This is a genomic window from Brevibacillus sp. WF146 (assembly GCF_001673705.2).
Lineage (GTDB): Bacteria > Bacillota > Bacilli > Brevibacillales > Brevibacillaceae > Brevibacillus > Brevibacillus thermoruber.
Window position 1 is genome coordinate 3,647,119 of the sequence record NZ_CP109943.1, and the last position, 25,855, is coordinate 3,672,973.

The 25,855-nt window shown below is 59.9% G+C and carries 23 protein-coding genes; 5 read left to right on the forward strand and 18 right to left on the reverse strand.

Annotation, left to right across the window (positions count from 1 at the left end):
- Positions 1–136 precede the first annotated feature (136 nt).
- On the reverse strand, positions 137–1,912 hold the full coding sequence (gene pnpS / locus A6764_RS18045; RefSeq protein WP_065067969.1) for a two-component system histidine kinase PnpS: 1,776 nt from the start codon (positions 1,910–1,912) through the stop codon (positions 137–139).
- A gap of 15 nt (positions 1,913–1,927) precedes the next feature.
- Positions 1,928–2,623 carry a response regulator transcription factor gene (locus A6764_RS18050; RefSeq protein ID WP_035300619.1) on the reverse strand — a complete coding sequence of 232 codons (696 nt, stop codon included), beginning with the start codon at positions 2,621–2,623 and terminating at the stop codon, positions 1,928–1,930.
- 199 nt (positions 2,624–2,822) lie between these two features.
- Here A6764_RS18050 and A6764_RS18055 point away from each other — a divergent pair, with 199 nt between their 5' ends.
- On the forward strand, positions 2,823–3,176 hold the full coding sequence (locus tag A6764_RS18055) for a DUF4830 domain-containing protein (RefSeq protein WP_264622312.1): 354 nt from the start codon (positions 2,823–2,825) through the stop codon (positions 3,174–3,176).
- 101 nt (positions 3,177–3,277) lie between these two features.
- Here the strand turns inward: A6764_RS18055 and mdh are convergent, their stop codons facing one another.
- From mdh to citZ, 3 genes are all read right to left on the reverse strand, one after another.
- Positions 3,278–4,216 (reverse strand): malate dehydrogenase, encoded by a 939-nt coding sequence (gene mdh / locus A6764_RS18060; protein WP_029097727.1) that lies wholly within the window; start codon positions 4,214–4,216, stop codon positions 3,278–3,280.
- A 65-nt stretch (positions 4,217–4,281) separates the two neighbouring features.
- On the reverse strand, positions 4,282–5,565 hold the full coding sequence (gene icd, locus A6764_RS18065) for an NADP-dependent isocitrate dehydrogenase (RefSeq protein ID WP_029097728.1): 1,284 nt from the start codon (positions 5,563–5,565) through the stop codon (positions 4,282–4,284).
- Between the two features lie 147 nt (positions 5,566–5,712).
- Complete coding sequence (citZ, locus tag A6764_RS18070; RefSeq protein WP_065067967.1) at positions 5,713–6,825, reverse strand: citrate synthase; 1,113 nt, start codon at positions 6,823–6,825, stop codon at positions 5,713–5,715.
- Positions 6,826–7,186: 361 nt separating this feature from the next.
- Between citZ and ytvI the strand changes: the two genes are divergently transcribed.
- Positions 7,187–8,311 (forward strand): sporulation integral membrane protein YtvI, encoded by a 1,125-nt coding sequence (ytvI, locus tag A6764_RS18075; RefSeq protein WP_029097730.1) that lies wholly within the window; start codon positions 7,187–7,189, stop codon positions 8,309–8,311.
- Between the two features lie 45 nt (positions 8,312–8,356).
- Here the strand turns inward: ytvI and A6764_RS18080 are convergent, their stop codons facing one another.
- From A6764_RS18080 to A6764_RS18135, 12 genes are all read right to left on the reverse strand, one after another.
- Positions 8,357–8,755, reverse strand: a complete 399-nt coding sequence (locus tag A6764_RS18080; RefSeq protein WP_065067966.1) for an FxsA family protein — start codon at positions 8,753–8,755, stop codon at positions 8,357–8,359.
- A gap of 2 nt (positions 8,756–8,757) precedes the next feature.
- The gene (locus tag A6764_RS18085; protein WP_029097732.1) at positions 8,758–9,189 is read right to left on the reverse strand and encodes an acyl-CoA thioesterase; all 432 of its coding nucleotides are present in this window, start codon (positions 9,187–9,189) and stop codon (positions 8,758–8,760) included.
- Positions 9,190–9,389: 200 nt separating this feature from the next.
- Complete coding sequence (gene nrdJ / locus A6764_RS18090) at positions 9,390–11,645, reverse strand: ribonucleoside-triphosphate reductase, adenosylcobalamin-dependent (RefSeq protein WP_029097733.1); 2,256 nt, start codon at positions 11,643–11,645, stop codon at positions 9,390–9,392.
- Positions 11,646–12,016: 371 nt separating this feature from the next.
- A complete protein-coding gene (gene pyk, locus A6764_RS18095) occupies positions 12,017–13,771 on the reverse strand; it encodes a pyruvate kinase (RefSeq protein WP_065067965.1) in 1,755 nt (584 codons plus the stop codon).
- A gap of 41 nt (positions 13,772–13,812) precedes the next feature.
- Positions 13,813–14,772 (reverse strand): 6-phosphofructokinase, encoded by a 960-nt coding sequence (gene pfkA / locus A6764_RS18100; RefSeq protein ID WP_029097735.1) that lies wholly within the window; start codon positions 14,770–14,772, stop codon positions 13,813–13,815.
- A gap of 247 nt (positions 14,773–15,019) precedes the next feature.
- Positions 15,020–15,976, reverse strand: coding sequence for an acetyl-CoA carboxylase carboxyl transferase subunit alpha (accA, locus tag A6764_RS18105; RefSeq protein ID WP_044898727.1), 957 nt, complete (start codon positions 15,974–15,976; stop codon positions 15,020–15,022).
- A gap of 2 nt (positions 15,977–15,978) precedes the next feature.
- Positions 15,979–16,887: an acetyl-CoA carboxylase, carboxyltransferase subunit beta gene (gene accD / locus A6764_RS18110; protein WP_029097737.1), complete on the reverse strand. Its 909-nt coding sequence runs from the start codon at positions 16,885–16,887 to the stop codon at positions 15,979–15,981.
- A gap of 21 nt (positions 16,888–16,908) precedes the next feature.
- Positions 16,909–17,091, reverse strand: coding sequence for a hypothetical protein (locus A6764_RS18115; RefSeq protein ID WP_029097738.1), 183 nt, complete (start codon positions 17,089–17,091; stop codon positions 16,909–16,911).
- A 104-nt stretch (positions 17,092–17,195) separates the two neighbouring features.
- Positions 17,196–17,867: a FadR/GntR family transcriptional regulator gene (locus A6764_RS18120; RefSeq protein ID WP_029097739.1), complete on the reverse strand. Its 672-nt coding sequence runs from the start codon at positions 17,865–17,867 to the stop codon at positions 17,196–17,198.
- A 96-nt stretch (positions 17,868–17,963) separates the two neighbouring features.
- Positions 17,964–19,208 carry an NADP-dependent malic enzyme gene (locus A6764_RS18125; RefSeq protein ID WP_065067964.1) on the reverse strand — a complete coding sequence of 415 codons (1,245 nt, stop codon included), beginning with the start codon at positions 19,206–19,208 and terminating at the stop codon, positions 17,964–17,966.
- A 164-nt stretch (positions 19,209–19,372) separates the two neighbouring features.
- Positions 19,373–22,801: a DNA polymerase III subunit alpha gene (locus tag A6764_RS18130; RefSeq protein ID WP_065067963.1), complete on the reverse strand. Its 3,429-nt coding sequence runs from the start codon at positions 22,799–22,801 to the stop codon at positions 19,373–19,375.
- A gap of 275 nt (positions 22,802–23,076) precedes the next feature.
- Positions 23,077–23,157 carry a putative holin-like toxin gene (locus tag A6764_RS18135; protein WP_255309754.1) on the reverse strand — a complete coding sequence of 27 codons (81 nt, stop codon included), beginning with the start codon at positions 23,155–23,157 and terminating at the stop codon, positions 23,077–23,079.
- Between the two features lie 179 nt (positions 23,158–23,336).
- Between A6764_RS18135 and A6764_RS18140 the strand changes: the two genes are divergently transcribed.
- Complete coding sequence (locus A6764_RS18140) at positions 23,337–23,648, forward strand: YtpI family protein (protein WP_029097742.1); 312 nt, start codon at positions 23,337–23,339, stop codon at positions 23,646–23,648.
- 182 nt (positions 23,649–23,830) lie between these two features.
- Here A6764_RS18140 and A6764_RS18145 read toward each other — a convergent pair whose 3' ends face one another.
- Positions 23,831–24,442: a DUF2087 domain-containing protein gene (locus A6764_RS18145; protein ID WP_065067962.1), complete on the reverse strand. Its 612-nt coding sequence runs from the start codon at positions 24,440–24,442 to the stop codon at positions 23,831–23,833.
- 172 nt (positions 24,443–24,614) lie between these two features.
- Here A6764_RS18145 and A6764_RS18150 point away from each other — a divergent pair, with 172 nt between their 5' ends.
- A complete protein-coding gene (locus A6764_RS18150) occupies positions 24,615–24,782 on the forward strand; it encodes a hypothetical protein (protein ID WP_156110532.1) in 168 nt (55 codons plus the stop codon).
- A gap of 320 nt (positions 24,783–25,102) precedes the next feature.
- On the forward strand, positions 25,103–25,786 hold the full coding sequence (locus A6764_RS18155; RefSeq protein ID WP_065067961.1) for a DUF1361 domain-containing protein: 684 nt from the start codon (positions 25,103–25,105) through the stop codon (positions 25,784–25,786).
- The last annotated feature ends 69 nt before the right edge of the window (positions 25,787–25,855 follow it).

Below are 25,855 nucleotides of genomic sequence, written 5' to 3' on the forward strand. Positions count from 1 at the left end.
GGGGGATTGTATACGGGGAGTGAAGAGAATGTTAGCGTTGTGTAAAGGTTGTGAACCTCCCGGCAAGCGGCATGGCGGCCAAACAGGGGAGGGCATGCGGCCAGAACAAAAAAGCGAGAGCCCTTTAGCTCTCGCTTCACGACGTGACGTGTTCCCCTGACGACAGCGTCACCGTAAACGTGGTTCCCTCTCCCTCCACGCTTTCCACGCCGATCTGGCCGTGCAGATTTTCCACCAGGTGCTTGACGATGGCAAGCCCCAGGCCGGTGCCGCCGGAATCGCGGCTGCGCGCCTTGTCCACGCGGTAAAACCGTTCGAAGATGCGCGGGATGTCCTGCTCCGGGATGCCGATGCCGGTGTCCTCCACCTGAATCTGCACCTGCGCCCCATCCTGTTTCACCCGCAGCGCGATGGAGCCGCCCTCCGGGGTATAGGCCACGGCGTTGGCCAGGAGGTTGAGCACGATCTGCTGCAGGCAGTCCTTGTCCGTCGTCAGCCAGACCGCCGGCTCCGGGTCCGGCAGGGTGAGCGACAACTGCTTGCGGTTCACCTGCTCCTGCACGATCGCGGCCGTCGAGGCGATCAGCTCCTGCACATGGACCGGGGCCATCTGCAGGTGGATGCGCTTCTGCTCGATCTTGGAGAGGTCGAGAATATCGCGAATCATGCGGTACAGCCGTTCGCTCTCGTCGTAGATGATTTGCAGGAAGTTGCGGCAGGTTTCCTCGTCCTGCATCGCGCCGTCCAGGAGCGTCTCCGTAAATCCCTTGATCGAGGTGATCGGCGTTCTGAGCTCGTGGGAGACGTTGGCGACAAATTCGCTGCGCATCTTCTCCAGGCGGCGGATCTCGGTGATGTCGTGCAGGACGACCACCACCCCTTTCGCCTCTCCCTTGAAGTTGATGTACGGCGCGAAGCTCACGTCCAGGATGCGTTCCTGCGGATAATAGATGTGCACCTCCTGGCGGAACTTTTCCCCCGTGTCGAGGCAGCGGTCGATGTACTGGCTCAACCCGAAGTTTTTGCTCGCCTCGATGTGCAGCCGGCCGACGAGTTCGTGTCCGGACGTGCCGAGCAGCTTTTCGACGGCGGGGTTGACCAGCATGATCCGGCGCTGTTCGGAGATAAAGATCACCCCGCTGGTCATGTTGGTAAGCACGCCGGTAAGGCGCTGCTGATTTTCGGAGATTTCGTACATCTGCTGTTCCAGGCTGGAGGCCATGAAGTTGATGGCTCCCGCCAGTTGGCCGATCTCGTCCTTGGCCTTGATCCGCACCCGGCTTTCGTAGTGGCGCTGGGTGATATTGCGGGCCACCCGGGTAATTTCCTCGATCGGGCGAATGATGCTGTAGGAAATGCGAGAGACGACGATCGACCCGACCACCAGCGTCACCAGGAGTCCCGTGAGCAGGCTGTACCACATGTTGTGGACGGTGTCGGTGATGTCTTTCATCGACATGGAGGAGCGGACGGCCCCGATGATCTTGTTCCCCTGCTCGACAGGCACGGCCACGTACATCATGTCGTAGCCCATCGTTTCGCTGTAGCGGCGGGAAATGCCGATATCCCCGTGCAGCGCCGCGATAAATTCCGGCCGGTCGGCGTGGTTCTCCATCCGCTCCTTGTGGGTGCTGTTGTCATAGAGCACCTGCCCCGTCCGGTCAATGATCGTGAGGCGCACCTCTTCCGGGGCTACCTGGCGCACGCGGTCGGCCAGCGTCTTCTCGTCGGAAAAGACCTCGGGAAAGCGAACCACCTGCGACACCAGCTTGGACTCCCGGGAGAGCAGCTCATGCAGCGTCTGCAGGTAAGAACGCTCCAACACCTTCGCAAAATACGTTCCCATCAGCAGGAGGACCAGCGAGATGAGGCCGAGGATGGTCATGGTCAGTTTGATGCGAAAGCGCGTCAAGGAAATGTCCTCCCGTTATCCTTCCAGTTTGTATCCCAACCCGCGCACCGTTTTGATGTAGCGGGGATTTTTCGTGTCGTCCTCCAGCTTCTCGCGCAGATGGCTGACGTGGACGTCGACGATGCGCGAGTCCCCGATGAAATCGTAGTTCCAAACCGCGTTCAGCAGTTGGTCGCGGGTCAGCACCCGGCCGGGATGGCTGGCCAGGTAGTGGAGCAGTTCAAACTCCTTGGGCGTCAGCTCCACCTTGTCGTCCCGCCGGTAGACCTCGTATTTTTCCGGATAGATGCGGATCTCGCCAAACTGCAGCACCACTTCGTCCGGCGCCGCCGTCGATTCGGGGCCCGTCTGGACGCGGCGCAGAATCGCCTTGACGCGGGCGATCACTTCCCGCGGGCTGAACGGCTTGGTCAGGTAATCGTCCGCTCCCAGCTCCAGACCGAGAATTTTGTCCAGTTCGTCGTCCTTGGCGGTCAGCATCAGGATCGGCGTGTTGTTCCGCTCCTGTCTCAGCGTCTTGCACACATCCATGCCGTCCATTTTCGGCAGCATCAAGTCCAGTATGATAAAATCGGGCTGTTCGCTCCGGACCACGTCCAACGCCTGTTTGCCGTCGAACGCGGTCACCACCTGAAACCCCGCTTTTTCCAGATTGAATTGCAACAGCTTCACAATCGACACTTCGTCGTCCACAACCAAAATTTTGGTCACAAGCCAGTACCTCCCAGGTTTTTGCAGTCCTTTTCGCTAGCTTTACCAAAACAACAAAAAACTCAATTTTAGTCTGCCAGATGCCCAGACAGCTTTACAAGTTAATTTTCAGTAAAGAATACCCTGCCCGGATCTGTTTCCGTTTTCTGCCGTGTGGTAATATGTGGTTGCGGCCATAACGGTACGATCCACTGAGGAGGTGGCACATGTCGGGTGTCATTCAGGCGGCGATCTTGAGATACCAAAAGCTCATGAGGACTATATCACTTCGTTTGGCTGGCATGTTGAGAAAGGGATCGCCCGTATCCTGCACCCGAAAGGTTTCTACACCGGGGAGAAACTCGACATGCTGAAAAGCATGGACATCGATGTATCTCCTTATGCCGATAAAGAAATCCAGGAATCGATCTACCTGCTGCAGGAACGGCAGGAACAGCAAGAACACGGAAGCATTTCCTTTCACATCGATGAGGTTGATGGGAAGATCATCGGGGCTCATTTGGCGTACGAAGGATATTCACCCGGGTTGGTGAAGCTGCGAAAACGTGAGTAACCCCAACAAAAAACGTCCCGCGTGTGCAGGACGTTTTTTTGCTGCTCGCCGAGAGTCGGCGCCGCCTTCCTCAAAGGTGCGACGAGCAGCGTTTTTTACTATTAGGCGAGAACTTTCAGCACGTTGCGAACCGATTCGGCAGATTTGTCGAGTGCCGCTTTTTCTTCCGGCGTCAGATCCAGCTCGATCACTTTTTCCAGGCCGTTTCCGCCCAACAGGGTCGGTACGCCCAGGTAGAGGTCGCTGTATCCGTATTCGCCTTCCAGGTAGGCGATGGCCGGCAGAATGCGCTTCTTGTCTTTCAGGATCGCTTCCGCCATTTGCACCAGGGAAGCGGCCGGCGCATAGTAAGCGGAGCCGTTGCCCAGCAGGTTGACGATCTCGCCGCCGCCTTTGCGGGTGCGTTCCACGATGGCATCCAGACGATCTTTCGGGATCAGTTTTTCCAACGGAATGCCGCCTGCGTAAGAGTAGCGCACCAGCGGCACCATGTCATCACCGTGACCGCCCAGCACGAAGCCGGTTACGTCTTCCACGGAGACGTTCAGTTCCATCGCCACGAAGGTGCGGAAACGGGCGGTGTCCAGCACGCCGGATTGGCCGATGACACGCTCTTTCGGGAAACCGGACGTTTTGAAGAAGGTGTAGGTCATCGCGTCCACCGGGTTGGACAGCACGATCACGATGGAGTTGGGCGCGTAGGTTTTCACCTGTTCGGCCACGGAGCGCATGATGCCCGCGTTGGTGTTCACCAGGTCGTCGCGGGACATGCCCGGTTTGCGCGCGATGCCCGCGGTGATGATTACGAGGTCGGCGTCTTTGATGTCGGCGTAGTCGGCCGTACCGGTGATGTTGGCGTCAAACCCCAGCACCGGCGAGGATTCCATCATGTCCAGCGCTTTCCCTTTGGTCGGGTTTTCCAATTGCGGAATGTCAACCAGCACGATGTCTCCCAGTTCTTTTTGCGCCAGGATGAATGCCGTGGTAGCACCGGTGAAGCCGCTGCCGATGACAGCGATTTTTTTGCGTTGGAATGCCATTTTGGTTCGCCTCCAATTGTTTTGAAGTGCAAAAGCCGGTGATCGTCTCGCTTACGTCTTACATGTTACATGTTTTTGATCAGGGCGTCGGCAAACTCGGAGCATTTCAGCTCGGTTGCACCTTCCATCAGACGAGCGAAGTCGTAGGTCACGGTCTTCGCGGAGATGGTTTTTTCCATGGAGGAAATGATCAGGTCAGCCGCTTCGTTCCAGCCCAGGTGACGCAGCATCATTTCGCCGGACAGGATGACGGAAGACGGGTTTACCTTGTCCAGACCCGCGTATTTCGGAGCGGTGCCGTGCGTCGCCTCGAATACGGCATGGCCGGTCAGGTAGTTGATGTTGGCGCCAGGCGCGATGCCGATGCCGCCCACCTGCGCAGCCAGTGCGTCGGAGATGTAGTCGCCGTTCAGGTTGAGGGTAGCCACGACGTCATACTCGGCCGGACGGGTCAGAATTTGCTGCAGGAACGCATCGGCGATGACGTCTTTCACGATGATCTTGCCGGCTGCTTCCGCTTCTTTTTGCGCCTTGTCAGCGTCGCCGCCCTCCGCTTTGATGCGGTCGTACTGTGCCCACGTGAACACTTTGTCGCCAAATTCGCGCTCAGCCAGTGCGTAGCCCCAGTTCTTGAACGCGCCTTCGGTGAACTTCATGATGTTGCCTTTGTGCACCAGCGTGACGGATTTGCGCTTGTTGGCAAGCGCGTAGTTGATCGCTGCGCGCACCAGACGCTCGGTCCCCTCTTTGGAAACCGGCTTGATGCCGATACCGGACGTTTCCGGGAAGCGGATTTTTTTCACACCCATTTCCTTTTGCAGGAACTCGATGACCTTTTTCACTTCCGGGGTGCCTTCCGCCCACTCGACGCCGGCGTAGATATCCTCGGTGTTTTCGCGGAAAATGACCATATCAGTCAATTCAGGATGTTTCACCGGAGACGGAACGCCCTCGAAGTAGCGAACCGGACGCACGCACGCGTACAGGTCCAGTTCCTGGCGCAGCGCGACGTTGATGGAGCGGATGCCGCCGCCGACCGGCGTGGTGAGCGGACCCTTGATCGCGATCAGGTATTCGCGAACGGCGGTCAGGGTATCCTCCGGCAGCCACTCGCCGAACTTGTTGTACGCCTTTTCTCCTGCATATACTTCAAACCAGGCGATTTTCTTCTCGCCCTTGTACGCCTTTTCCACGGCCGCATCCAGCACGCGGACAGCCGCATTCCAGATGTCGGGACCGGTACCGTCACCTTCGATGAACGGGATGATCGGGTTGTTGGGAACCACCAGTTTTCCGTTGTCTACCGTGATTTTCTCACCGGCAGCAGGCTGCGACAGGGTTTTAAACACAAGAATCCCTCCAGTGTGAAAAAGTATTGAAAGAATATTTCCAGACGTAGGAGAACTACCACGCGACGTGGTAGTTCTCAAGCTTGCGCTCAGGAGTGTCGTGCCGCTGCGGCGGCCGCCTCCTCCACGCTCGGAAAAGCAAAGGTCTTAGCGCTGGTCAATCGGCACGTAGTGCTGGTTGACCGGGCCGGTGTAGTCCGCGCGCGGACGGATCAGGCGGTTGTTCTCATACTGCTCCATGATGTGCGCGGTCCAACCGGACATGCGGCTGATGGCAAAGATCGGCGTGAACAGGTCGCTTTCCAGTCCGAGCGAGGTGTAAACGGACGCGGAGTAGAAATCGACGTTCGGCTTCAGGCCTTTTTCGCCGGTTACCATTTCTTCGATTTTGACGGACATCTCGTAGAGCTCGGGACGGCCCACCTGAGCAGTCAGCTCCTTGGACATCTGTTTCAGCCACTTGGCGCGCGGATCGCCGTCCTTGTACACGCGGTGTCCGAAGCCCATGATCTTTTCCTTGTTGTCCAGTTTTTTGCGGATGTAGGATTCCACGTTGTCGATGGAACCGATTTCCGCCAGCATGGCTGCCACCGCTTCGTTGGCGCCGCCGTGGAGCGGACCTTTCAGCGTGCCGATGGCGGAGACGATGCCGGAGTAGATGTCGGTCAGAGTCGCGACAGTGACGCGCGCAGCGAACGTGGACGCATTGAACTCGTGATCCGCGTGCAGAATCAGCGCGATGTCAAACGCCTTCACGGCCGTTTCCGACGGTTCTTCCCCCGTCAGCATGTACAGGAAGTTTTTCGCAACGCTGTAGGACGGATTGGGGGCAACCGGCTCCAGCCCTTTGCGGATTCGGGCAAACGCTGCCACCAGGGTAGGGGTTTGTGCCACCAGGCGGATCGATTTGCGGTAGTTGGCTTCCGGAGACATGTCCTGCGCCTCTGTGTCGTAGAGCGCTAGCGAAGAGACAGCTGTGCGCAACGCCGCCATGGGGTGTACGCCTTTCGGATAGGTGCGGATGCTGTCGATAACCTCTTTCGGCACCGCAGCATTTTCACCCAACTGCTTTTTCAAAGCCTCCAGCTGATCGCGCTTCGGTAGGGCTCCATGCCAGAGCAGGTACACAACTTCTTCAAAGGTAGCGTTTTCAGCGAGTTCGTCAATGTTGATGCCTCCGTAGCTGAGCACACCGTCGACGATGGAACAGATCGAAGATTGAGCGGCAACAACGCCTTCCAGTCCGCGAGTAACTGTCATGTAACTCTCTCCTTTTCCACTCTAAGCTATATGAAATTGTCAGGAAGAAGTAGGGGCGGTTCTTTTTACTACCCCCCTCCGCTGTGAATGATTGAGAAGTGCTGAGGATCATCATTCGCTTTCTCGACGCGCCGAAAAGAGGAGGAGAGACCGGATGGCCTTGCGACTGCATGGCAATAAAAAGAATCCAACCGTAATTCGACACAATTATAAAAGATTATAGCGATTTTGTGAATGAAAAAAGTACAACTTGCCAGGAAAAGCCTACAACCCAGCCAAAACTTGTCAGCCGCGGAAAGCATGCGGCATAATAGGTACAAGTGAGTTCGCCGTCCCCTTGGGGTCAGAAAGGAGAACGCATTTGAATCGGGAAAACTGGGTGGAACGCCTCTTTCAACTGATTCGCTTGTTGTGGGTCTGTCTGCTCGTGTACGCGGGCTTCAAGCTGATCCAATTCGCATTACCCTTACTTTACCCATTTCTCATCTCGTTAGTCATCGCGCTGATCATTCACCGGCCGGTCACCTATCTGACGAAAAAGGCCAGGATCCCCCGCTGGCTGTCGGTGACCATCGCCCTGCTCCTGCTGATGGTGCTCACCGCCGGCGTCGTCACCCTGGTCGTCACCGAGACGGTCGTCGAAATCGGGGAACTGGCCAAGCGGCTGCCCGGGTTTGCCAACGAGCTGGGAACGTACCTGCAGCGGACGATCTCCCAAGACTTCCTGATGGGGCTGTACAACCAGGTGCAGTGGTTCTACGAGCAGCTTGATTCCAGTTACAAGGAAGAGATCGACAACACCGTAGGCAAGGGGATCAGCTCGATCACCCAGGCCGGTCAGATCCTGATCGTGCAGTTCCTGGACGGGCTGAAAAACCTGCTCGTCTCGCTGCCGAACCTGGCGACCGTGCTGGTGATCTCGATCCTGGGCGCCTTCTTCATCGCCAAGGACTTTTTCCTCTGGGAAGCGCGCTTCCGCCGCCTTTTGCCAAACGGCGTGAACAACCGGCTGGATCAGATTTTCAAAGACCTGAAAGCCGCGCTGTTCGGCTTTGCCAAGGCGCAGTTGACGCTGATTTCGCTCACCGCCGCGATCGTGATTGTCGGCCTGTTGATCCTGCGCGTCGAATACGCCATCACGATCGGGCTGATTACCGGTCTGGTGGACCTGCTGCCGTATCTGGGGACAGGCACGGTCTTTATCCCGTGGATTGTCTATCTCTTTTTCAAAGGCAACTACAGCCTGGTGATCGGCTTGTCGATCCTGTACGCCATCGTGTTGATTTTCCGCCAGATCATCGAGCCCAAGGTGGTGGCGGAAAACGTCGGTCTCGACCCGCTGCTGACGCTGGTCGCCCTGTTCGTGGGGCTGAATCTGTTCGGCTTTCTCGGCCTGATCATCGGTCCCGTCTCGCTCGTGCTGATCAATGCGCTGGTGAAGGCGGACGTCTTTTCCGACATCTGGCGATACATCAAGGGCACGTAAAAAAGGAGGCGTCATCCCTCCTTTTTTTCATGTCCCGATGCCGATTTACCTGCGGAAAAGGATGTGCACGCGGCCGCTGGAGATGAGCGACCAGAGCCAGCGCTTCAAGAGATGGCGCACAATCATCCGCGTGTAGGGAATGAGAAACACGAGCCCGAACAGATCGGTGAAAAAGCCCGGCGTCAAGAGCAGCACTCCGCCCGCGAGGATGAGCGCGCCGTCGATCAGCGCCTCCGTCGGCATCTGGCCGCGCGAGAGCTGGAACTGCAGCAGCCGAAGCACCTGCATGCCCTGCTGCTTGGCCAGCCAGGCGCCGACCAGCCCGGTCAGGATCACCAGCGCCACCGTGTTCCAGCCGCCGATCACCTTGCCTACCGCGATCAGCCCCCACAGTTCAATCGCCGGCACGACGATAAACAAGACCACGAGGATGCGAACCAGCATGCTTACTCTCCTCCTTCGTACTGGGCCTGAAGCCAGGCGTAGACGTCCGGTTCCGCGCGGGAGAGACGGATCGGTTTCATCGCCGGTGTCGTGAAGGCGTGCAGCGTTTTGCCGGTCACCAGCAGCGCCTCGTCCGGGATGCGGTACAGCTCGTAGGCAAACGTCAGCCGCACCGGCGTCAGCTCCTCGATCCGCGTGCGAATCTCCACCCAGTCGTCGTACCGCGCCGGCAGCCTGTACCGAAGCGTCGCCTCCGTGACGGGCAGCAGCACGCCTTTTTCCTCCAGGTCGCGATAGGTCAGCCCCGATCGGCGAAGAAACTCCGTCCGCCCCACTTCAAACCAGGTCAGGTAGTTGGCGTGGTAGACCACGCCCATCTGGTCGGTTTCGCCGTACCGCACCTGTATCCGGTGAGTATGAACAACCGCACTCAATGCAACCGCCCCTTTCTCCTGTTATTGTACCACAGTCCGGCGGAAAAACGCTTCTCCCGGCGGGATGGGCCGTCTGTCGGTCCGTTCCTCGGCTTCGCCGCCTGTCCGCATGCCGTTCCCCCTCGCGGACAAACAAAAAACCGGGGAAGAACGAAGGGGTTCGTTTCTTCTCCGGTTTTGTTCTGTGAAAACGGGCGGTGTTAGCGGATCGGGCACGCGCCGGATTCGCACGATTCCGCCGTCGACAGGTCGGCATCGCCGCCGGTCTCGAACTGCTGCAGGATGGCCGGGTCAAACGGCTTCATCGACGCTTTCAGCGCTTCGTACTCCTCTTTGGTGCAGGCTTCGTACGGAGCCAGTTGGTACGTGCCGCCGTCGAGCTGCAGGAACGACACGCCGACGAAATTGTCCCAATTGGAGTAGACGATCTCTTCCACCTCGCCCCACTCTTCCGGCCGAACGGTAATCGTGTTGGAGGAGTTGTGCTCCGTATACTCCTTCTGGAAGCGGAAATACGTCTCAAACTGCCGTCTGGCGCTGACCTGGTCCTTCGTTTCCTTGGCTCCGGAAGCCACCGGGAAGTCGATCACCAGCGTGCGGGCGTTGGCCATGCGCTCCTCGTGGGTTTCGCCCGGCGTGCCCACTTCCGGATGGACCCTCCAGCCCAACGCCTGAACCGCCTTCGCCAGCGGGTCTTCGGCGTTGATGCGGATACGGCGGATGTAGTACGGCGAATGGGACCAGTGCAGACCGCTGGACACCCCGCCGGCCACCTGGGAGAGCGTGCCCTCCGGTTTCACCGTGGTCACCAGGAGCGGCGCGTTGACGCGCAGCTCGTAGGCGTAGCGGTTCGCTTCCTCGCGCGCGGTTTTGCCGAGCAGGCGTAGCAGTTCCACTTCCTGCTCCTCGGTGTATCCGAGCGAGGCGATGGCGTCCTTTACCCCGGTCAGCGACGTGCCGAGCAGACGGTCACGCTGCTGCACCCTGTCCCAGTGGGGCAGTTCCAGGGTGACCAGCGTCATGCGCAGTCCGGCGCGGGCCGATCTGCGCTGCGCGTCCAGGAGGCCGTCCAGGTCCAGGTATTTGGAGCCGTCCGGGCTTTCCTTGACGAACTGCACCAGGTTGACGGTGGTCAGGTTGCAGACGCCGTAGGAGTCGAGCAGGATTTCCGCACACGGGTTGAGCCCCTCCGCGTTGGGACGGCGCCGGTTCGCCTCTTCCAGGTTGATGAAGCCCGGTTCGCCTTCCAACTGCATCATCGTGAAGACGAGGTGCAAAAACTCCCGACTCGGCTTTTGCGTGAAGGCGATGGAGTTGTTGGACATGCGGCGGTGATCCAGTCCAAAGCGGCCGTCTCCCACCTTTTGAATCGTGTCAAACCAGGACGGTTTCCGGTCGCCCAACAGTTCGCCCACTTTGCGGTGATGGTCGAGCTGCTCTTCCGTCCAGAATCCGTTGATGCCGTATTTGGCAAACAGGCACTCGTAGTCGTCGTGGTCAAACAGGAAGATCTCCGCCGTGCGGCGCACGCCGCCCACCACGACGTTGGCCCCGATCAGGTTGCCGATGTCGAGAATGTGGATCGGACGAACCTTGCCGTAGCCCTTCTCGTCGCTTTCAATCGGCGCCAGATGAGGATCGATCTGGTTTTTCAGCACCTTGTCGATGCCCTCGAACATCTCGCGGAGCGGCTCGTGGCCGCTGGCCGTGCCGCCGAAGCGCTTCAGCCGCTCCCCTTTGGGGCGGACGCTGTTGTAGGAGATCTTCACGGTATGGATGTGCTCGTATTCCTTTTTCGTCAGGATGTCCAGGTAGAGGCGCAGCGACTCCACCCAGCCTTCCTTGCTGTCGCCGACGTAGATTTTGGCGTAGCCGTTTTCCAGCACCTTCAGTTCGGAGCGCTCCAGCCGCTGGTGTTTCGGCAGGGGCTTGTACTCCGAGGAGAGCAGGGTGACATTGGTGCGGATCGGCGCGAGTCCTTCCGCCATCTGCTTCGTGCACTTGAAGCCGACGCCCGTCCCCACCAGCAGCAGGTAGAACAGGTCGCACAGGTCCTCCCACGACTTGATGTTCAGGAAGGAGCAGTTGAAATTGGCCAGCGGGTACAGATCGGCCACGCCGTTTTCCGCTCCGCCCACCCAGAGGGTGCGGCCGGACAGGAACTGCCTGAGGTTGAACATGTTGTCAAACAGTCCCTCCGCTTCCTTCTCCAGTTCCCGCAGGTCGGGGGTCAGCCCGATCTTTTGCAGATGCTGGTAGGCCAGCTTGATATTGTAATCCACCGAGCGGCGGCAGGTCTCTTTCCAGGTCTCCCGCCTGCCTTTTTCCGGGAGAAAACGGGAATACGTCCGATAGTAGACAAATTGCCCCAGCGCATTCATGTGCGGCGGGAAATCGGGGTAACGGTCAAGAAATTCATCCCGCAAAAAACGGGTTCTCGTCTCTGTTGCCAACATGTCGGTTCCTCCTTCAATGCTATCATCTCTAGTTAACTCTTTTTCCAGCAAAAACTCAATAGTTTTTTCTATATGTTGTGTGCAATATTTTTCGACAACACAATATGTAGTGTTTTTGTGAAAAAAGGGACTTGACAAGGCTGTTCGCCTGCCGGGAGAAAACACGTTCGGGAAGTCCTCATTGTAGCAGATTTTCTGTCGTTTTTCAGCCCCCTCCTGCACTTATGGTGCCCGAAATGGAAACGGCCCTGTCCGCGAAAGCAGTGCGGACAGGGCAGGAAGGAGGCTTTTTTCCGAAAAAACGGTATGGGAAAGAGAGGGTGACGCTGTCCATCACCCCCTCCCAGATTCAGGGTGTTTCCGGCACTTTTTTACAGCACTCGGGCATGTCCGGTGTAAATGTGGCCGCGTTCGGAGTCGACGGTGACGATTTGGCCGTCTTTCAACAGTTCCGTGGCGCGCGCGACGCCGACGATCACCGGGACGTTGAGGTTGAGCCCGACAATGGCGGCGTGAGAGGTGAGTCCGCCCTCCTCGGTAATGACCGCCCCCGCCTTTTCAAATGCGCCGATCATGTCCGAATCCGTGCCAATCGTCACGAGGATGGTGCCCTCCTGCATCTTCTCCAGCGCTTCCTCCGCCGAACGGGCGACCGCGACCCGGCCGGTCACCACTTTGCGGCCGATGCCTTGTCCCTTCGCCACAATATCGCCGATGACGTGAATCTTCATCAGGTTGGTGGTGCCCACTTCACGCACCGGCACGCCTGCGGTGATGACCACGAGGTCTCCGTGGCGGACATACCCCGCCTCCAGCGCCTGCTGCACGGACATCTCCAGCATTTCGTCGGTCGTGTTGGCCATCGGCCCGAGCACGGGGTAGACCCCGTTGACGAGCGCGAGGCGGCGCACCACGTCGGCGTGCGGCGTGACGGCGACGATCGGCGCTTTGGGCCGGTATTTGGAGACCATGCGCGCGGTATGGCCGCTCTCCGTCGCCGTGATGACGGCCGCGGCGTCCAGGTCGAGCGCGGCGTTGGCCACGGCCTGGCTGATCGCGTCCGTAATCGTCACCTGCTTTTGCAGCGCCTGGTTGTACAGGATCTCCCGGTAGTTCAGCTCCTGCTCCGCTCTGAGCGCAATCCGGTTCATCGTCTCCACCGACTCCACCGGATACTTGCCGGCCGCCGTTTCGCCGGAGAGCATGATCGCGTCCGTGCCGTCAAAGATGGCGTTGGCCACGTCGCTCGCCTCCGCCCGGGTGGGACGGGGATTGCGCTGCATCGAGTCGAGCATCTGCGTTGCGGTGATGACCGGTTTGCCCAGCTCGTTGCACTTCTTGATCAGCTTTTTCTGCACCAGCGGCACTTCCTCCGCCGGAATTTCCACGCCCAGGTCGCCGCGGGCCACCATCAGGCCGTCGGAAACGGCGAGGATCTCGTCCACGTTGTCCACGCCTTCCTGGTTTTCAATCTTGGCGATGATGTCGATACGGACGCCGTGGCGTTCCAGGATTTCGCGAATCTCCAGGATGTCGGACGCCTTGCGCACAAACGAGGCGGCGATAAAGTCGACGCCCTGCCGGATGCCGAATTCGATGTCCTGCGCGTCCTTTTCCGTAATCCCCGGCAGGTTGATCTTGACGCCCGGCACGTTGACGCCCTTTTTGCTTTTCAGCGTGCCGCCGTTCTTGATGCGGCAGACGATCTCATGCCCCTCCACTGCTTCCACGGTCAGGCCGATGAGCCCGTCGTCGATCAGGATCGTGTCGCCCTTCTTCACGTCGCGCGGCAGATCGGCATACGTGATCGATACGCGTTCCGCCGTTCCGGGCACGTCCTCCGTGGTCAGCACGATCGTTCCGCCCTCCTGCAGCTCCACCGCATCCACGGCCAACATGCCGGTGCGGATTTCCGGTCCCTTGGTATCCAGCAGGATGGCCACCTGTTTGCCCGTCTCTTCGGCCGCCTGCCGGATGTTGGCGATCCGGGCGGCATGCTCCTCGTGCGAACCGTGGGAAAAGTTGAGCCGGGCCACGTTCATGCCGGCGTGAATCAGTTTTTTCAGCGTCTCGACCGACTCGCTCGCCGGTCCGATGGTACATACGATTTTCGCCTTACGCAGCACTGTGCGTCCCTCCTATGAAACAAGCTGTCATTCCCGCCGCTCTAAATGGACAGCGTACGCGCCAACTGATAGACGGACAAGTCCAGCTGGTGCTTTTGCGACAACGCTTCCTTGAAGTCGACGTCGACGATCTGGTTGTTGCGGATGCCGACCATTCGGTCCCGCTTTCCTTCCAGGAGCAGGTCCACGGCCGCCGCGCCCATGCGGCTGGCCAGCATGCGGTCAAACGCGGTCGGTGAACCGCCCCGCTGGATGTGGCCGAGCACGGTCACGCGGGTCTCCCAGCCGGTCCGCTGCTTGATTTCCTCCGCGTAGGTGGCGGCGCTGCCGACGCCTTCCGCCACGATGATGATCGAGTGCTTCTTGCCGCGGCGGTGTCCGGCGTGCAGCCGTTCGATGATGTCGTCCATGTCCTGTTCCGCTTCCGGAATGATGATCGACTCCGCGCCTGCGGCCAGACCGGCCCACAGCGCCAGGTCGCCGGCGTCGCGCCCCATCACCTCGATGATGTAGGTGCGCTCGTGCGAAGTGGCGGTGTCGCGGATTTTGTCGATCGCTTCCACAATCGTATTGAGCGCGGTGTCAAACCCGATGGTGAAATCGGTGCACGGAATGTCGTTGTCGATGGTACCGGGCACGCCGATGGTGGGGATGCCCTTTTCCGTCAGCTTCTGCGCTCCGCGGAAGGAGCCGTCGCCACCGATCACGATCAATCCTTCGATGCCGTGGTTGTGCAGTTGGCGAACCGCCTTCTCCTGGCCTGCCTCCGTCTTGAACTCTTCACTGCGGGCCGAATAGAGGATGGTTCCGCCCCGATGGATGATGTCCCCGACGGATCCCAGCGTCATCTCCTGGATATGGCCGCGCATCAGCCCTTCGTATCCGTGGTACACCCCGTACATCTGCACGCCGTGATAGGCGGCGCGGCGCACGGCGGCGCGAACGGCCGCGTTCATCCCCGGAGAATCCCCGCCGCTGGTCAAAACTGCGATTTTCTGCATGGAAACCACCTCTCCTGTCGTAAACAAAGGCTCAACGACCCTTCTTATCGTCATTAGCATGTCTTGAAACGGAAACAGTATGTGTCAAAACGCGTTTGAAACATGCTGTATCAGTTCCGCATTTATATCTGTTACACTCATTGCGGAATATGTGCCATACTTTTTGAAAGATCTGACAAATCCCGCATCCGAATACGATTGTAGCAGATTTCCCGCGCAGAAAAAAGCCAAAAACGCCTCCTCTGGATCAGAGGGAGGCGTAGGCGCCGATCTGTTTGAACTTTTCGTAACGATCCTGTATCAGTTGTTCCGGGCTCAAACGGTCGAGCTGTTCCAATCCTTCCAGCAGCTTCGCCTTGACATGGCCGGCCTGCTGGACCACATCGCGGTGGGCACCACCGAACGGCTCCTCGATAATCCCGTCGATCACGCCCAGTTCCAAAAGATCGGGCGCGGTGATCTTCATCGTTTCCGCCGCGCGCATCGCCAGGCTGGCGTCCTTCCAGAGAATGGCCGCCGCCCCCTCCGGCGAAATGACCGAGTAGGTGGAGTTCTCCAGCATGTAGACGCGGTTGCCGACGCCGATGGCCAAGGCGCCGCCGCTGCCGCCTTCGCCGATCACCACGCAGATGATCGGAACGCGGAAGCCCGCCATCTCCCGCAGGTTGCGGGCAATCGCTTCACTCTGGCCGCGCTCCTCCGCCGCCTTGCCGGGATACGCCCCCGACGTGTTGATGAAGCAGATGATCGGGCGGCCGAACTTGTCCGCCTGCTGCATGATCCGCAGCGCCTTGCGGTAGCCTTCCGGATGGGCCATGCCGAAGTTGCGGCTGATGTTTTCCTTGGTGTCTTTTCCTTTCTGGTGGCCGACCACCGTGACCGGACGGCCGTCCAGTTTGGCGATTCCGCCGACAATCGCCAGATCATCGCCGAAACAGCGGTCGCCGTGCACTTCCAGAAAATCCGTAAAGATATGATGAATGTAGTCCAGCGTCGTGGGCCGCTCGGGGTGGCGGGCGATCTGCACGCGCTGCCAGGGCGTCAGATTGCCGTAAATCTGCTCGGCCAGATCCTTGGCCTTTTTCTCCAAACGAACGACCTCATCCGAAAAATCGATGCCTTTTTCCTCGGTAAACCTGCGCAGTTCCTTGATCTTTTCCTGCAGTTCCACCAGCGGCTTTTCAAAGGGAAGTTCGCCTGCCATCTCTACACTCCCTCCCGAATCGTGTGCAGCTCGACGAGTTTGGCCAGCGTGGTCCGCATGTCCTTGCGATGCACCACCATGTCGAGCTGTCCGTGCTTCAGCAGGAATTCCGCCGTCTGAAAATCTTTTGGCAGCTCCTGGCGAACCGTCTGCTCAATCACGCGGCGGCCGGCAAACCCGATCATCGCGCCCGGTTCGGCGATGTTGTAGTCGCCGAGCGAGGCGAAGCTGGCGGTCACCCCGCCGTATGTCGGGTTGGTGAGCACGGAGATGAACAAGAGCCGCTCCCGGTCCAGCCGGGCCAGCGCCGCGCTCGTCTTGGCCATCTGCATCAGGCTGAGCACGCCTTCCTGCATCCGCGCCCCGCCGGACGCGGAGAAGAGGAGAAACGGCAGACGCCGCTCCACGGCCCGCTCGATCGCCCGGGTGATCTTCTCGCCGACGACCGATCCCATGCTGGCCATCCGAAAGCGGGAGTCCATCACGCCGATGATGATGCGGTTGCCTCCGAGCACGCCCTCGCCGGTGATGACCGCCTCGTTGAGATTGGTGTTTTTCATGTCTTGTTCCAGCTTCTCCAGATAACCGGGAAAGCCGAGCGGATTGGCGGTGATCAGGTCCGCGTCGAACTCCTCGGTCAGCTTCCCGTCATCCAGGAGCGACTGGATGCGCTCGGGAGCGGACATGGGGAAATGGTACTGGCAGCCTTTGCAGACGCGCAGGTTTTTCTCCAGGTCCTTGGAGTAGTGTATGGTCCCGCAGTGCGGGCATTTATTCATCAGTCCCTCGGGAACTTCCTTTTCCTTGGGTCCCGTCACTTTGGCGCCGTCAGCGCCGGCGGGAACGCGCGCAAACGTCTCCGCGGGGACAGTCGCGAACTTTCGCTTCTTCCCGAACAGGTCTTTAAGCACAGTTACACCTCACCTTTCTGGTCAGTGAAGGATCGTGCCGAGTACTTCCTGGACTTCGTGAACTTCGCTTTCGGGCACGAGAATCTCGTACTGCTTCGAAACCTTCGCCTCGCGAACCTTGACCAGGAATCCTTCATCTGTCAAACGTTGCTGTATCCGTTCCGCGATTTTTGCGCTAGGAGCGATGTAGATGACCGTCCACATGCTGGCAACCTCCTTCATCGTCCAAAACAGGTCTGCATCATCATATCACAGCGCCAGCGCTCGTCGCAAATCGGGGGAGGGCGCGGACAAGGCGGGGCGCGCGCCTAGAGCTTGCTGTTTTCCAGGTGCTCCCTCATCCTCTCCACCGCCAGTGCTTCGTCTCCCTCGCGGATGGCTTCCATGATCCGACGGTGCTCCGCCAGCGCGGTGCGGGCCCGGCCTTCGCGTCCCAGCGATTCGCTGCGGACGCTGTCGCTGTACTCGACGAGCGGCGCCCAGATGCGATGCAGGATGGAGTTGCGGCTGGAGCGGCAGATGACGCGGTGAAACTGGTAGTCTTCCTCGGTGGGAACCTCGCCGCGCTCCACGCGCTCCTCCGCCGCTTTCAGGATCCGCTCCATCTCTTCAAAGTGCTTGTCTGTGGCGCGCCGGCAGGCCAGCCGCACCGCTTCCAGCTCCAGAATCCGGCGCATCTCGATCAGGTCTTTTTTCGTCTTGTAGTCCCGCAGGATAAAGTAGCCGAGAATGTCAATCAGGCGGTTGTGACGGTAGTGCTTCAAAAAGGTGCCTTCTCCCCGGCGGGTTTCAATCAGTCCCAGCAGTTCCAGGGCCCGAAGCGCCTCCCGAACGGAGGAACGGCCCGCTCCCAACTGTTCGGACAGCTCCCGTTCGGACGGCAGCTTGTCGCCGGGGCGCAAGTTTTTTTCCCGAACGATTTCATGGATCTGCAGCAGAATGCCCTCGTACACTTTTCGCTCTTGCGCAGAATCGAGCACCTTTCCACCCTCCTTATTGACTGTCTACGGCGAAGCACCCTCCCGACCGCTCACACGGTTGGGAGGGTGTTCATCGTTGTTCCCGTACGGCCGGGATTACGCCTCTTGCAGCGAGATGGCGGCCAGTTTCGCCGTTCTTTCCTTGATCTCTTCGGGATCGACGGAAATGCGGGCCACGCCGCTCTCCATCGCCGCCTTCGCCACCGCGGCCGCCACGTGGGGAGCGACGCGCGGGTCAAACGGCGCCGGAATCACCTTGTCGGCAGACAGCTCTTCCGGCGAGATCAGATCGGCGATGGCGTAAACCGCCGCTCGTTTCATCTCTTCGTTGATGTTGGTGGCGCGGGTATCCAGCGCGCCGCGGAAGATGCCCGGGAACGCCAGGACGTTGTTCACCTGGTTGGGGAAGTCGGAACGGCCCGTGCCGACGACGGCAGCACCCGCCGCTTTTGCTTCCTCCGGCATGATTTCCGGAACCGGGTTGGCCATCGCAAAGATGATCGGATCGCGGTTCATCGACCGGACCATCTCCTGGGTGACGGCGCCGGCCACGGATACGCCGATGAATACGTCGGCGCCCTTCATCGCCTCGGCCAGATCACCCTGCTTTTTGCTGCGGTTGGTGATTTTCGCCATTTCTTCCTTGACCGGGTTCATGCCGAAGGGACGTCCTTCGTACACGATTCCCTTGGTGTCGCACATGATCACGTCTTTGACGCCCATGGACAGGAGCAGCTTGATGATGGCGATGCCGGCCGCTCCGGCCCCGTTGGTCACCACGCGGATGTCCTCCAGCTTTTTGTTCACCACGCGCAGCGCGTTGATCAGACCGGCTGCGGTTACGATGGCCGTGCCGTGCTGGTCGTCGTGGAAAATCGGGATGTTGGTTTCCTTTTTCAGGCGCTCCTCGATTTCAAAGCAGGCGGGTGCGGCGATGTCTTCCAGGTTGACGCCGCCAAACGTGGGCTCCAGCAGCTTCACCGTCTCCACGATCTTGTCCACGTCGGTGGTGTTCAGGCAGATCGGGAAGGCGTCGACGCCGGCAAACGACTTGAACAGGACCGCCTTGCCTTCCATGACCGGCATGGCCGCTTCCGGGCCGATGTTGCCCAGTCCGAGCACGGCGGTGCCGTCGCTGACCACGGCCACCAGGTTGCCTTTCATCGTGTAGTCGTACACCTTGGACACGTCGTCAAAGATCTCCTTGCACGGCTCTGCCACCCCCGGCGAATACGCCAGGCTCAGATCGCGGGCGTTGCGTACGGGCACCTTGGTGACCGCCTCCAGTTTCCCCCTGTGCTTCCGGTGAAGTTCCAGCGCATCCTCTCGCAAATTGGACACAAGTACCACTCCATTTCATGTATGTCTGGTATCGCTTGGTTATCTGTTTCACTTATCTATATCGAACCTAAGTGGTCAGACCACTTTTCTGCGTATGTCCCCATTATAACAAAACCCATTCTCCTGTAAAGCTGCCGAAAACGGCGAAAAAGGGAGGACTTGGTTCATCCTCCCCAGTTTACAGGCAATTCTTTCTGGATTACGCTGTCACTTCCCACAATTGCTCGCGCTTGCTCCAAAAAGGACTCATCAACCTCAACGCGGATCGCGTCCGGCAGGCGAATCGTCTGCTTTTTTCCTTCGTAGTACAGCACGACGGGAATCGTTCCTTTTTTTTCGACAAACAGCCGCTGCAGCCGGTGCAGCGTCGAATCGCGCTCCTGTTCCGGCGCAATTTTGACAAACAGCACCGGTTCCGTCGACGGCCTGGGCAGCGCTTCGGCATCCCACATGCGGGAGGCCAGCAGCTTCACCGCGTCGTCCTGATGATCCACCCGCGCTTCCACGACGACGATCCGCTCCCGCGCCAACAGGCCGGCGTATTTGGCGTACACCTTCGGAAAGACGACCATCTCCACCTGGGCGGTTTTGTCCTCCAGCGTGACGAAAGCCATCGGTTCCCCTTTTTTGGTCTGAATCCGCCGCTCTTCGACGATCATGCCCACCACTTTTACCGTCTGGTCCCGGGCGCACTCGGCCAGCGAAGAGACGGCGTGCACCTCCGGCCGGTTGACCAGGTGGGCGAACTGGTCCAGCGGATGGCCGGACAGGTAGACGCCGAGCAGTTCCCGCTCCTCTTTCAACCGCTGGCTGCGGGAGAACGGGGGCACGTCGGGGTACTCGGACGGCGGACGCGCCGGCTCTGTTCCGTCCTCTCCGGCAAACAGGTTGAGCTGGTCGGCGTCCCGCTCCTGCCGCCTGCCCGTCGCTTTGCCCATCGCCTCGTCCAGCAGCACCATGAGCTGGCTGCGGTGGCCGGGCAGCGAATCCAGCGCGCCGCAGAGGATCAGCGATTCGACCACCCGCCGGTTGACCAGCCTGCCGTCCACCCGGGCGCAGAAGTCAAACAGGTCGCGGTACGGCCGTTTGGCCCGCTCCCGCACGATCGAGTCGATGGCGCCGTAGCCGACGTTTTTGACCGCGGCCAGTCCGAAGCGGATGGCCTCCTGCTCCACGGTAAAGAAGGCCTGGCTCTCGTTGACGTCCGGGGGCAGCACGGTCAGCCGCAGTCGGCGCGCTTCTTCGGTGTACTCGGCGATGCGCGTCTGGCTGCCGATGGACAGCGACAGCAGCGCGGCCATGAAGGCGAGCGGATAGTTGGCCTTCAGGTAGGCCATCTGGTAGGCGATGATCGCGTAGGCGACCGAATGCGCCTTGTTGAAGCCGTAGTCGGCGAAGCGTACGATCAGGTCGTAGATTTCGTTGCCGAGCCGCTCCCCGTAGCCCTGCTTGACGCAGCCGGCGACGAACTTCTCCCGCTGCTCGGCCAGCAGCTCCCGTTTCTTTTTGCCCACCGCCCGCCGCAAAATGTCCGCTTCTCCCAGGCTGAACCCGGCCAGCTTGGAGGAGATCTGCATGATCTGCTCCTGGTAGATCATGAAGCCGTGCGTTTCTTTCAGGATCGGCTCCAGGTCGGGGTGGGCGTAGTGCACCTGGGTTTCGCCGTGCTTGGCCTGGATGTACTGCGGGATAATCTCCATCGGCCCCGGCCGGTAGAGGGCGAGCACGGCGACGATGTCGGCCAGGCTGGTCGGCTTCAGCTCGCGCAGCACGCTGCGGAACCCCGCCGATTCCAGTTGAAAGATCCCCGTCGTCTCGCCGCGGCTGAGCATCCGGAAGGTCTTGGCGTCGTCGGGGGGAATCCGCTCCAGGTCGAGGTCGATCCCCTGTTCCCGCAGGTGGCGCAGCGTTTCCTGAATAATCGTCAGGTTGCGCAGGCCGAGAAAATCCATCTTCAACAGCCCGATCTCTTCCAGCGCTTCCATCGGGTACTGGGTCAAGGCCAATCCTTCGCTGCCGGTCTGCAGCGGCACGTACTCGGTCAGCGGCTCCGGCGCGATCACCACGCCGGCCGCGTGAGTGGAAGCGTGGCGGGGCAGCCCCTCGACGCCCTTGGCCGCCTCGATCAACTGCTTCGCCTGGCTGTTCGTCTCGCACAGCTTGCCCAGCTCGGGATTGAGCTGAAACGCCTTGTCGATGGTCATGCCGGGAGACTGCGGGATCATTTTGGCCACCCGGTCCACCAGGCCAAGCGACAGACCCAGCGCCCGCCCCGCGTCGCGAACGGCCGCCCGGGCCGCCATCGTGCCGAACGTGATGATTTGGGCCACCCGGTCATGCCCGTACTTGTCGGCCACGTAGCGGATCACCTCGTCCCGCCGCTCCACGGAAAAATCGATGTCGATGTCCGGCATCGTCACCCGCTCCGGGTTGAGAAACCGTTCAAACAGCAGGCTGAAGCGGAGCGGATCGACATTGGTGATCTTCAGCGCATAGGCCACCAGGCTGCCCGCCGCCGAACCGCGTCCCGGCCCGGTCGGAATGCCCTGCTCATGGGCGTGGCGCATGAAATCCCAGACGATCAGAAAGTAATCGGTAAAACCGGTCCGCGTGATGATCGCCAGCTCGTGTTCCAGCCGCTCGCGCACCTCGGGCGTGATTTCCCCGTAGCGCTCGCGGCAGCCCCGTTCGCACAGATCCCGCAGGAAAGCCGTCGGTTCCTGTCCGGCGGGCAGGGGAAATTTCGGCAAAATGTGCTGGCCAAACGACAGGTGCCACTGGCAGCGCTCGGCGATGGCGGCCGTGTTGGCCAGCGCTTGCGGCGCGTAGGCGAACAGGCGGGCCATCTCGTCACCGCTTTTCAGGTAGTACTCGTCGGTCTCGTAGCGAAACCGGTTCTCCTCGTCCACCGTCTTGCCCTCGCCGATCGCCAGCAAAATGTCATGCTGCCGGTGCTGTTCCCGGTAGACGTAGTGCACGTTGTTGGTGGCGACGAGCGGAATGCCCGTCTCCTGCCCCAGACGGAGCAGCCGCTGATTCAGCCTGCGCTCGATCTCCAGCCCGTGGTCCTGCAGCTCCAGGTAAAACCGGTCGGCGCCGAACACCTGCCGATACCAGAGCGCCGCCTGGCGGGCCCCCTCGATATCGCCTGCGAGCAGCAGCCGGGCCACCTCCCCCTCCCGGCAGGCGCTCAGCGCAATCAGCCCTTCGCTGTAGCGGGCCAGCGCCTCCTTGTTCAGCCGGGGGAGGATGAAGTGGCCCTCCGTGTTGGCCAGCGTAGCCAGCTTGAGCAGGTTGCGGTAGCCGCGGTCGTTCTCCGCCAGCAGCACGAGATGGTACGGTGCGGGGGCATTGCGCACGCGATCCTGCAGGTTTCCTTCGATGACGTACGCCTCCATGCCGATGATCGGCTTGATGCCGGCGTCCCGGCAGGCCTTGTAAAACGGCACGGCGCCGTACAGGTTGGCGTGGTCGGTCATCGCCAGGGCCGGCATGCCCAGCTCCGCCGCCCGGCGCACCAGTTCCTCGATGCGAGCCGCGCCGTCAAGCAAGCTGTATTCCGTGTGCACGTGCAGATGGACAAAGGGGGTCATCGCGTTCCTTCCTCTCTTGTTCCGTCCCGTTGTCGTTTTCTTTCATTATACTCCATCCCGGCCCCGTCGCGGCAGGCGCGGGCTTTACAATCCCTTCCCGCAGGGGTATAGTGAAAGAAAGGGGTTCCCTTGCCGGCAAGGGTCGTGGAACGGGAATCAAACGAAAGAGACCGAAGCGTTGCCGCGCTCCGGTCATCGCACAATAGACGTTTCCGCAAAGGGAACGGCCCGTTGGAAGAGGAGTAGGTTGCGGAGCTGTCGGACTCACGCGCGGCCTACTTCTTTTTGTTCGTCAGGAGCAAGACAACCAGGGTACCGAACGTCAGCATCAGACTCAACGCTTGGTATACCGTCATCGCGTCACCCCCTTTCTCGCAGGGATGGGGGGGAGCCGCCCTTTGCGAACCGGTGTACTATTGTACAAGAAAATTATACCACAAAACCGGACGGGAACAAACATTCCCCTGTCCAGTTTGCCCGCTTTCGCAAACTTTGGTAGGATAGTACCAGATCGCAGGAGAGGATGAATCCATGCATGTGGTTTGCGACCTATGTAACCGGAGTGCTGGCTTCCCTGGTGGCCAGCGTGTACTACAGCATTACCGCTCGTCAGCGCGGGATGCACCCGCTGGCGTCGCGCATGACCCTGGGCAAGATGAACATGTCGCTCGGCGTGCTGGTCACCCTGCTGGGACTGAACCAGTTGACGTTTGAACCGCTGGACACGATCCGCGTCGTGATCGCCCTCTTGCTCCTGTTTGTCGGCGGCGTCAACCTGTTTCTCGGCACGCGCAACTTCCTCCACTACCGCGCCGCGTGGCAGGCGGAACTGAAAAAAGGCTCGTAGCCGTCTGCGGCCGAGCCTGCCATAGGAACGTTTTTCCTCCGTTCCCATTCGTTTTTTCTGGCCAAAATCGTTGTTCCTGCGTATAATGAGCATGTGTGACATTCTTGCTTCAGACAACCGGAGTGCCAGGTGCCGACGGTTGTCCTTTTTTGTTTGCGCCGCTTTCGCAGCCGCTCCGCTCTTCAGCGCAGGTCTTCCGCCTTGGCCCACATCTCCGGGGGATTCAACTCGTAGATGCCGTTCTCCCGGTACATATAGTGATTCATCACAAATTCGCGCCGGATCGTGGCGTAATCGTCGTGGAAGCGGCGGATGTACTCGTTGATTTCCCGCTCCTCGTACTTTCGTCCCCGCTCCAGTCCCCGCACCATGTGTTCGAAGACGATCAGCTTTTTCTTCCGCTGCGTCGGGATGTGCTTCAGCCTGCCGTCCGCCGTGAAGAAATGGCGGATCACCTGCATTTTCTCCGCCGCCAGCTTCTCGTCCGTTTCCTCCATCTCTGCCGCTCCTTCCGTTCCTTTCGCCTTGTCCAGCAGGGTCAGAAGCGCCTGCGATTTGCGCGTCAGATTGGTCTCGTGCAGGGTAAAGTAAATCGTGTTTTTATCCCGCCGCTCGTAGACGATCCCGGCCTCGCGCAGCTTTGCCATGTGGTGCGTGATGGTGGGCGGGGTGACGCCCAGCTTGCCGGCCAGCGCTTGGCCGTGCAGCGGACCGTTCGCCAGGAGCGCGACGATGCGCAGCCGGGTCGGGTCTCCCAGCGCTTTGTAAAAGGTGACCAGCTTTTCCAGCTGCACGGGAACCCCCTCCTTCCGTTTCTATCGTGTATATCGTGTCCATTACATTAGATGATTGTCTAATCCTAAACATAAGCCGCTTTTTCTCCGCTGTCAATGCGGACCGCGAAACGTCCGGGCCGGTCTGCACGTATATACCAGTAAGAACTGGAAAAAGGATGGTGACGGGATCATGATGTACGTCCTCGGCTCCCTGGCGCTCGGCCTCATCGCCTGTGCCTGGAAGTTCCGCCGCTCCGGCATTCTGCCCGATCGGGATCAGTGTTCCGCGAAGCACTACCAGGAGGAAGCGATGCTGTATGGAGCAACCCACGGAAATTGGCACAGCCCGTGCCCGTAAGCAAAACGGGCGGTGACAGCCAAGCGGCTGCCGCAATACGCAAGGGAAGGTGGACAACCATGCGCAATCAATCCCCCTACCGAATCATTCTGTATATAGGTTATTTCCTGATTGGGCTGCTCGGTTTTTTCGTCGCAGTCGGACTGCTCAACTTTTTTCTGTCTTCGTACAGATAACCTCACCAATTGACATTGTACAGGTCCCGGTGAACAAACGTATATGCGGCCGACTGTCCGCCTGTTCGGCCCACGGGTGAATGCGGCCAAACAGGCGGCCGCGTAAGGAACACACCAGTCCGGGACAGTAGGAGGCGAAAACCGTTGCGTACGCTCATCCATCACAACAAGCGTCTGTTTGTCCTGCTTTTCGCGCTGGGCGCGGCTTCGGCGGCCTGCGCCCTGCTGCTGTGGCACCGCATGCAGACGATGTCGAGCACCAGCTATCTGTGGCTGATCAAACCCAACCTGGCCCTGGCCTGGGTCCCGCTGCTGGCGGCGACGGCCATCCGCCTGATCTGGACGGTTCGGCGGCGGCTGACCTGGACGATGCTGCCCCTTGGCTGTCTGTGGCTGCTGTTCCTCCCGAACGCGCCGTACATGGTGACCGATCTCGCGCATCTGGCGGTGATCAAGGAGGGGATGCCGCTCTACTTCGATCCGCTGCTCAACGCTTTCGCCGCGTTCACCGCCCTGATCGCCGGTTTCGTTTCCCTGTCTCTCCTGCAGGATGTGGTCCGCTCCTTGACCCGCCCCGTCCTCGGCTGGCTGTTCTCGCTGGTCGTCCTGCTGTTGAGCAGCATCGGCGTCTACCTGGGACGTTTCTTGCGCTGGAACAGTTGGGACCTCTTGTCCCATCCGGGAGCGATCCTCCGCGATTCCCTGCAGGCGCTGGCAGAGCCCGTTGCCGTCCACTTCATCGGGGTGTTCATGCTGTTTGTGACGTGTTCGTACTGGGTGTTTGCCTGCTGTTTCCACATGTCCCGGCCGGACCCGGCCAGCCGTTAGCCTTCCTCGGACACCCTCCGCCTGCAAGCCAAAAAGGCCGTCCGCGGCACTGCCGTCCGGACGACCTTT